The organism is Streptomyces sp. NPDC060232 (genome assembly GCF_042726555.1).
Classification (GTDB): Bacteria; Actinomycetota; Actinomycetes; order Streptomycetales; family Streptomycetaceae; genus Streptomyces.
The window spans coordinates 1-6,717 of the sequence record NZ_JBHXAG010000049.1 but is presented as its reverse complement, the minus strand read 5'-3'; the positions used below and the strand labels follow the sequence as shown (position 1 = coordinate 6,717).

7 protein-coding genes and 3 pseudogenes are annotated in these 6,717 nt (G+C 68.4%); 5 read left to right on the top strand and 5 right to left on the bottom strand.

The features are described from left to right. Window positions 1-170 precede the first annotated feature (170 nt). The 3 genes and pseudogenes from ACFWFZ_RS34290 to ACFWFZ_RS34280 all read right to left on the bottom strand — a co-directional run. Window positions 171-689 carry a hypothetical protein gene (locus tag ACFWFZ_RS34290; RefSeq protein WP_387127936.1) on the bottom strand — a complete coding sequence of 173 codons (519 nt, stop codon included), beginning with the start codon at window positions 687-689 and terminating at the stop codon, window positions 171-173. Between the two features lie 257 nt (window positions 690-946). Beyond that, a pseudogene (locus ACFWFZ_RS34285) lies at window positions 947-1,047 on the bottom strand (LexA family protein); the annotation flags it as partial. After that, a pseudogene (locus tag ACFWFZ_RS34280) lies at window positions 1,031-1,189 on the bottom strand (IS5/IS1182 family transposase); the annotation flags it as partial. The pseudogenes ACFWFZ_RS34285 and ACFWFZ_RS34280, both read right to left, overlap by 17 nt. 300 nt (window positions 1,190-1,489) lie before the next feature. Between ACFWFZ_RS34280 and ACFWFZ_RS34275 the strand changes: the two are divergent. From ACFWFZ_RS34275 to ACFWFZ_RS34255, 5 genes are all read left to right on the top strand, one after another. Then, entirely contained in the window at window positions 1,490-2,071 is a 582-nt protein-coding gene (locus ACFWFZ_RS34275) for a hypothetical protein (RefSeq protein WP_387127934.1), read from the top strand. A gap of 602 nt (window positions 2,072-2,673) precedes the next feature. Continuing rightward, on the top strand, window positions 2,674-3,477 hold the full coding sequence (locus ACFWFZ_RS34270) for a trypsin-like serine peptidase (protein WP_387127932.1): 804 nt from the start codon (window positions 2,674-2,676) through the stop codon (window positions 3,475-3,477). Between the two features lie 193 nt (window positions 3,478-3,670). After that, on the top strand, window positions 3,671-3,874 hold the full coding sequence (locus ACFWFZ_RS34265; RefSeq protein ID WP_387127930.1) for a hypothetical protein: 204 nt from the start codon (window positions 3,671-3,673) through the stop codon (window positions 3,872-3,874). A 403-nt stretch (window positions 3,875-4,277) separates the two neighbouring features. Then, a complete protein-coding gene (locus ACFWFZ_RS34260) occupies window positions 4,278-5,060 on the top strand; it encodes a tetratricopeptide repeat protein (RefSeq protein ID WP_387127928.1) in 783 nt (260 codons plus the stop codon). A 119-nt stretch (window positions 5,061-5,179) separates the two neighbouring features. Beyond that, a complete protein-coding gene (locus ACFWFZ_RS34255; protein WP_387127926.1) occupies window positions 5,180-5,581 on the top strand; it encodes a lipocalin/fatty-acid binding family protein in 402 nt (133 codons plus the stop codon). Window positions 5,582-5,586: 5 nt separating this feature from the next. On the opposite strand, the gene ACFWFZ_RS34250 is transcribed toward ACFWFZ_RS34255, so the two are convergent. Both ACFWFZ_RS34250 and ACFWFZ_RS34245 read right to left on the bottom strand, forming a co-directional pair. Beyond that, the gene (locus ACFWFZ_RS34250) at window positions 5,587-5,886 is read right to left on the bottom strand and encodes a hypothetical protein (protein ID WP_387127924.1); all 300 of its coding nucleotides are present in this window, start codon (window positions 5,884-5,886) and stop codon (window positions 5,587-5,589) included. 243 nt (window positions 5,887-6,129) lie between these two features. Then, a pseudogene (locus ACFWFZ_RS34245) lies at window positions 6,130-6,630 on the bottom strand (helicase); the annotation flags it as partial. Between the last annotated feature and the right edge of the window lie 87 nt (window positions 6,631-6,717).

The window sequence follows — 6,717 nt, the reverse complement described above, 5'->3', positions numbered from 1 at the left end:
GCGCGTCGCTGGCTGCAGACACGCTCTTGATCTCGAACGGCCAGAGTTCAGCGGTCTCTGCGACACCACCGACATCACGAGTTCAAGTTCAGTACGTCCTGGACGAGAACCCCATGAGTTTCTGATCAATATGAGGTGGGTCTGACATCCGGTCCTTTCAGCGGGAGTGGTCACCACAAGTCGATGGACCAGACATCCCCCACCTGATGCCCGTCTGGATCAGGGGTCCCGGACCCGTATGGATCGAGGTCGGAGATGACGTGGATGCGGGCCGCGGAATCGGATACGCGATAGCAATCCATGTCTCGCGACGTGTTGTCCGTGTCGAGCGCGAGGGTGTGCCCGAGGGCCAGGATGGCGGCCTGCAGTTCATCGAAACGGACTGTGGGCGCGAAGTCCCCATACTTCCGCGCGAGCACAGGGGGCACCGTGTCCGCCGATGGGACGTATAGCAGCCGTTGGATCTTCACACCGAAGCCGAAGCATGACATCTGTCCCTGCAGCCCCGGCTGCTCTGCCGAGAAGTTGATCTCCACGAGTCCGTAGTCCCGGCGCAGGAGGCCGCCACCGGGCACGTCGAGGAATTGGCCGCCCAGGGCGGCTTCCCAGGCGTCGGGGTCAGAACCCAAGCCGATGTCGAGTACGTCGCTGCGGGTGGCGACATGGGCATAGAAGTCCAGTGCGGACACCCGCCGACCTCCTCAGCTGTGCAAACGGGGCTTCTTGCACGGTAACAACAGCGGTTTCGGTGGGTGCGGTTGCGTCGACTGGGGCAGCTGCAATTTATCCGCTAATGACCGGCTTGGGGATGTTGGGATCTGCCCCGGCGCTAGCGATTCGCTCGATCTAGCGATAGCACTACACCTGTTGCGCCCACTACCCTCGTCCACAAAGCCGCTGAGCTGCACCGATCCCTCTGGGAACGTGTTGCGCCACACTTCTCCCCTAGAGAAGCCACGATGTCACCGTGGTGGCGGTGTCCTGGCGTCGGACGGTGACGATGTCGCCGTCGCAGATGGCGGCGTCGATCATGCTGTCGCCGACGACTGGCGAGTGTGAGCAGGGCCTGCCGGCCTGGGCTCAGGCGTCGCCACCGGGTGCCGAGCTCCCGGCGGTGTTGGCGGAGCTTGGCGGACAGGAAGCGCAGGGCAGAGCTGGACACGTCGACCCCGGACGGGTACACAAGCACGCGAAGCCTCTGTAGAAGACGGATTCCTCGGTCGAAGACCCGTCTAGCAGGGGCTTCGACTGTCTGCCAGTCCAACTGGCCTACACAGTTGCCAGTTGGGAGTCGATTCAGTTCCTCGAGACCCAGGTCGGCGGCCTGCTCGCGACGGCCTTTCTCCACCTCGACTCCATCGGCCTGCACCGCTTGTGCGCCCTGCTCGTCAAGGCATCGTGGGAGCCATGCCGACGGCAGCCCCTCGCCATCGGAGTCCGCCGATTATTCCGGGCGACAGTCCGGACCAGCGGGTGGCACCATTCGGCCATGTGCGAAGACTGCCTGGCCGGCTACACACACTGTGTCCACGTCACCGCTGACGCCGCCGACGCGTACCGCCAGGCCATGCGGCTGTGCGCGCTGATGGAACACCGCGGCGACGAGGCGGAACTGCTGACGCACCTGGAGAGCGTCGACGAGGTCCGCCGAATGGCGGCGGCGCTACCGAACTCCCGCTTTGTGCACCGCCCTTACCCTGGCGCCCGACCCTCTTGCGGCGCCGGCGGCTGCGAACCGGACGTGCCGGTCATGGACGACCGTGAACTGGAGGCACACCTGCCGCTCGAGATGTCGGCACGGTTCGCACGGGGGACGGCCGAGGGCCGGGTCATCGCGGCACTGGGCGACAACGGCAACGCGGTCTTCCTCGTATGGTCAGGTCGCTGGCCGGACAGACCCGAGCACGGCCTGCACGGCTCCCGCCACGACGCGGTACAGGTCGCCTTCCGCGGCGACCACGCCGACCCTGCACTGCTGTCCGGCCGGCACGCGGTCCACGTCCACGTGTCCAAGCAATCCGGCCACCGCGGCGTCGAGTATCTGGCTGCGCAGGCGGGCGTCCACCCGTGACCAACTCGGCGCTCGTGCACGCCGCCGTCCGGTCCGCATCACCGCACTCGTCCAAGCCGTCCTCGCCCTACATCTGACCAGCTCAGCGTGAAGTTGGAAAGAGCTCAGTGTTCCCGCCCCCCACCAGGCCCCGGTCGGCCGGCTCGGCGTACCAGGCCCACGCCTCACTGCCCGCGGCGCCCGTGGTCGATCCGGACCGGACCGCGATCACGTACCGGCGGCCGGGCTCCAGGACCGCGTAGTGGTCCGGGTCCTGGGTCGCATACCGGCCCGGTCTGCCGCCGTAGGGCAGCCCCCGCCGAGGAGGATCGTTTCAGCAGGCGGCCGCTTCGACGCCTTCGGGCTGTGGGCCAGCACCTGGCGCAGGCGGCACACCGGGCCGACGGCCCCACAGCGCCGGCACTGTCGTAAGCTCCCGCGAGGGTTTGACCTCGTACGGACGGTGAACCACGACCGGGAAGGGCACAGCCTCAAAGGCCCGGAAATGAACCAAGACCGGGATTGAGGGTGTGGGGGGGGACATGAGAGACGCACGTGGCAGATGGGCAGTCGCAGGCGCGGCCGTTCTCGTCCTGTGGGGAGCCACAGGCTGTGGCGCGGTCATGACGGCAGGACGTAACGGCCCGCCGCCCGTTGACACGCGCATTGTGGTGCACGACGACGCCAGCGCTGGGAGCGAACGCATCGCCGCTGAGGACCACTGGACGGGAGGCGGCATAGCAGCCGTGGCCCGCAACGACGCCAAAGAGGACCTGGTCCAGCCCGCCTGGACCGCCGGCGGCTCGATTGCCCGCACGGTCGGCCGGTTGTACGCCGCGGGCGCGGACGGCAACCCCGGTGCCTGCACCGCGACCGTCGTCGGCATCCGCACCGTGATCACTGCGGCGCACTGCGTCAGGACGTCGGTCAAGGGAGCTCCGGCAAGGGCATACACCTGGGACAACGGCCTCTACTTCGTTCCGGGCTATCAGAACGGGACCGGACCTCACGGTGGCTTCACCGTGCGCCGGGTGAGGATGGCCGAGAACTGGCAGAAAGACGGCCTGGACGTCGCGATGCTGGAGATGAACCCCGGCCGCGACGGGCGGAACATATCGGAGGTGACCGGTGCCCAACCCATCTCATTCCTTGCAGAACCGAGCGGGCCGGCTCACTTCTTCGGCTACCCGTACACCGACCGGGTCCTGCACTGCTCGGGTGTCACCACATGGGCGTCCGGCAAGGCGCTGTTGCGCGTCCCCTGCCTGATGGGGATGGGCTCGAGCGGCGGCCCCTACGTCTCGGGCGATTCCGCGGCGGAGGGAACCGTTGTCGCGGTGAACGTCAGCGGTGACGGGAACGCGAGCTACGGAACGGCGCTCGGCGCCTTCGCGCAGCGTCTCTACCAGCAATCCGAGTCCGGCTGACGAAGCCATGGGTACGGTCTGCACCCTCACGGTCGGGCGGGGTTGACGCTGCCGTCCCATTCCATGACGTCGACCACCGGCCGTCCATGACCGCCCAGCCCGCGTCGGCGACCTGCCGCGCCCATCGACGGTCGGGCCCTACCAGGCGGGCTGGAGGAATGCGGTCTGGACCCGGAGCAGGGTGGGTTTCGGGGTGCCTGGCCTCGTACCTGTCGAGGACCTGCACACCCCGCCGGTCGCACCGAACTCCTCGACCCTGAACTGGACGGCCGGCAAGACCGTGCCGAACCTGGTCCAGGCGAGCCTCGGCAACCACGGCATCGTCGACTTCTTCAACCGCAGCGGCAACAACACCGACCTCGTCATCGACATCTTCGGCGTCTACGACCGGCACTGAGCAGTCTCGGCACCACTTGTCACCACGATCCGCCGCCACGGCCGCCGCCGTCGGATCTTCGCGAAGGACCACCGGGGGCGCGGGCGGTTGGCCTAGCCTGGGCGTGACGCGTGGGCCCTGAACTTGCGTGTCACAGGCGCCGCCAGGGGCTTCACCCCTCTGGCGGCGCGCGCCCCGGCCGGAGCGGTACCGCGCCCGGCCGGACCAGGGGTGAGGAGCCCGGGCAAGCCGAGCTCCTCACCCCGGGCGCCCCTGCGACACCTCTCAGCGTGTGCAGGGGCACCCGTCCTGAATGATGTCGGTCCGGGGGCCGTGCCAGGGCAGACGGCATTCGTATGCTCCGGGCATGAATCTCTTTCGGTGGCGCAACAGAGACGAAGCCGGTCGGACAACGAGAACCCCTTTGACCCAGGCCACGGCCCTGTACCAGGCGGGGCGTTTTGCGGAGGCTGAGGCCGAGGCACGCTCCGTGGCGGCGGCCCGGTCGCGGTCGCGCAACGACACGTACGCGCCGCTGGCCCTGGGTATCGCCGCGCTCGCTGCGGGCGCTCAAGGCCGCCATGCTGATGCCGTCACCACGTACGACGCCCTGCTGCCGGTCGCCGGCAGGATCTTCGGCGCGGAACACCCACAAACCCTCAAACTGCGCTCGGACCGCGCGCAAGCGTTGAGCTCACTCGCCCAGCACGCCGAATGCGAGGCAGAGTGCGCGGCCGTCGCCCGGATAGCCGCCCGCGGCACAGGGCCGGACATGCCGCTCATAGCAACGGCCGCCCGCAACGGGCAGATCTACGCCCTCACCGCGCTGGGACGCCACCTGGAGGCCGAGGAGCTGGCACGGGAAACGCTTTCCGCTCATCGCGCACCGGACCGCTTCACCCTGGTCCTGCGTCTCGGTCTGGCCCGCAGCCTCAATGGCCAAGACCGCCACGAGGAGGCTCTCGCGGAGTCGGAGCGCGCCGACGAGCTGCGCCGTCGTCTGCCTCCGGAGCAGCGCCGCCCTGAGACCGGCGCCGTCGAGCTGGCCACGGCCACCGCCCTCCTCGGCCTGGGACGTGGCACCGAGGCCCGCCCGCTGGCCACAGCCGCCCACGACGCGTGCCTGGCCGGCTTCGGACCGGACCACCGCCGCACCGCCGAGGCCCAGGCCTTGCTGGCCCTTGGGGAGGATCGGACCGGTCAGTAGCGACTGAGGTCGAGTCGTCGTGGTGCTTTCCGTAAAGTGCTCCCCGCCTTCCCTGGGGATGGAAGCCTGGCTGAGCCACCCCCTCTTCCTGAGGGTGGTTCGTGTCAGAAAGGCTGTTCATGATCGCCGGTAAGTACGAGCTCCTGTCCGACCCCAGTGACAAGGCCTATGACGAGTTCCTCCTGGCGGCGGGTGTCAGCGATGCTCACCGTGAGGCGTGGAGCATGGTCAGGCCCGCGGTGGAGGTCATCGACGAAGGCGGACAGTGGCGCATGAAGACACTGTCCGAGCTGGCTAACGAAGAAGTCCTGTTCACCCCCGGGGCCGAGACCCCGACCCAGTTCTTCGGAACAGACGCCATCTCGGTCTTCACCGTGGTGGGCGGCAACAAGCTCGACCAGAAGGTCACGGCAGTCGGCAAGGAAGTCCGGATCCTGTCCGAGTTCGCTCCCGACGGGATGACCAGCACCCATGCGAGCCATGGGAAGGTCGCTGTCCGGAGGTATAAGCGGGTTGCCTGAGCCCGCTATGTGCTGGTGGGCGCGGTCGCTGACCGCTGGCGTAGCGCCGTGAAGTCAGCTTGGGCTGCCTCGACGGCTTCGGGGTACGCCTGCGCCTTCTGGTGCTCTGCGAGCGCCCGGTAGACGCTGGCGACGGAAGGGCTCTGGCCCTTGCGTTTTCCGGTGGGGATGATCAGGTCGGGCTGGATGTGCTCGACGGATTCGCCGGCAGTGCGGCGGCGGATGACGGTGTGGAGCATGTCGTCGGTGCCGGCCCTGGCCCTGATGCTCCTGGGTACGTACGTCACGGCGACGTCCAGTGCCATGTCCTTGACGAGGAATCCGCTCGCACCCGCTCGGAGCGCGCCGTCTCCCGCGCCCGCGGACAGCCGCGGGGCGAAGGGGCCGAGCAAGGCGCAGCGGGGGCGATGTCGGGGAGCTGCCCGTCGGTGCCGACCAGGTCGGCGAGCACGCGGTAGACGGCTCCACGAAGATCGCCCGGATCATCGTGCCCATCTTCCTCCAGCCCGGCGAGGACCCGACCGACATGGTCGCCTCCGCCAGCTACAAGCCCCTCGTAGCCGTCCTCCAAGGCTGGCCTCCACGCCGCGCTCGCCGGTGATGTCGACGCCTTCCCCGAGGACGCGGACGGAGGCGAGGAACGCCCGGTGTACGCGCCGGTTGTCGGCGTCGATGCCGTTGGCGAACTGCCGCAGGGCCTCCCGGCGCTCGGTGACGAGGTGGTCGCCGCACAGCCATGCCGACCAGACCCGGTCCGGCGGGACGTGGCGGCCGCTCTCCAGCTCGTAGAACTCCGCCTCGATCGACGACTTCGGCAGCTTCTCCGCGGCCGCCAGATCGGCATCTGACGCGTCGTTCATGTACAGCTCCGCCGCCGTCTCCGGCAGCTTCTCCGCGAACGCGGCCGCTTCCTCGACCTTCTGGTGGAAGGTCATGACCGTACGGAGGTTGTACGCCGCGGCGTGCTCCAGGAGCGCCGCCTGCAGCAGCGCCAGGCGCCGGCCCCGCTGCGCCTCCTCGGACTCTCCGAGGACGGGGGAGGGGTCGCGTGTCGCCGTTCGTTCTTCTTGATCGGTGTCTGGTGTGTTGAGCTGGGTTGATCAGTTGGCTGGTTGGGGCTGGCGGTGTGCTGTGTG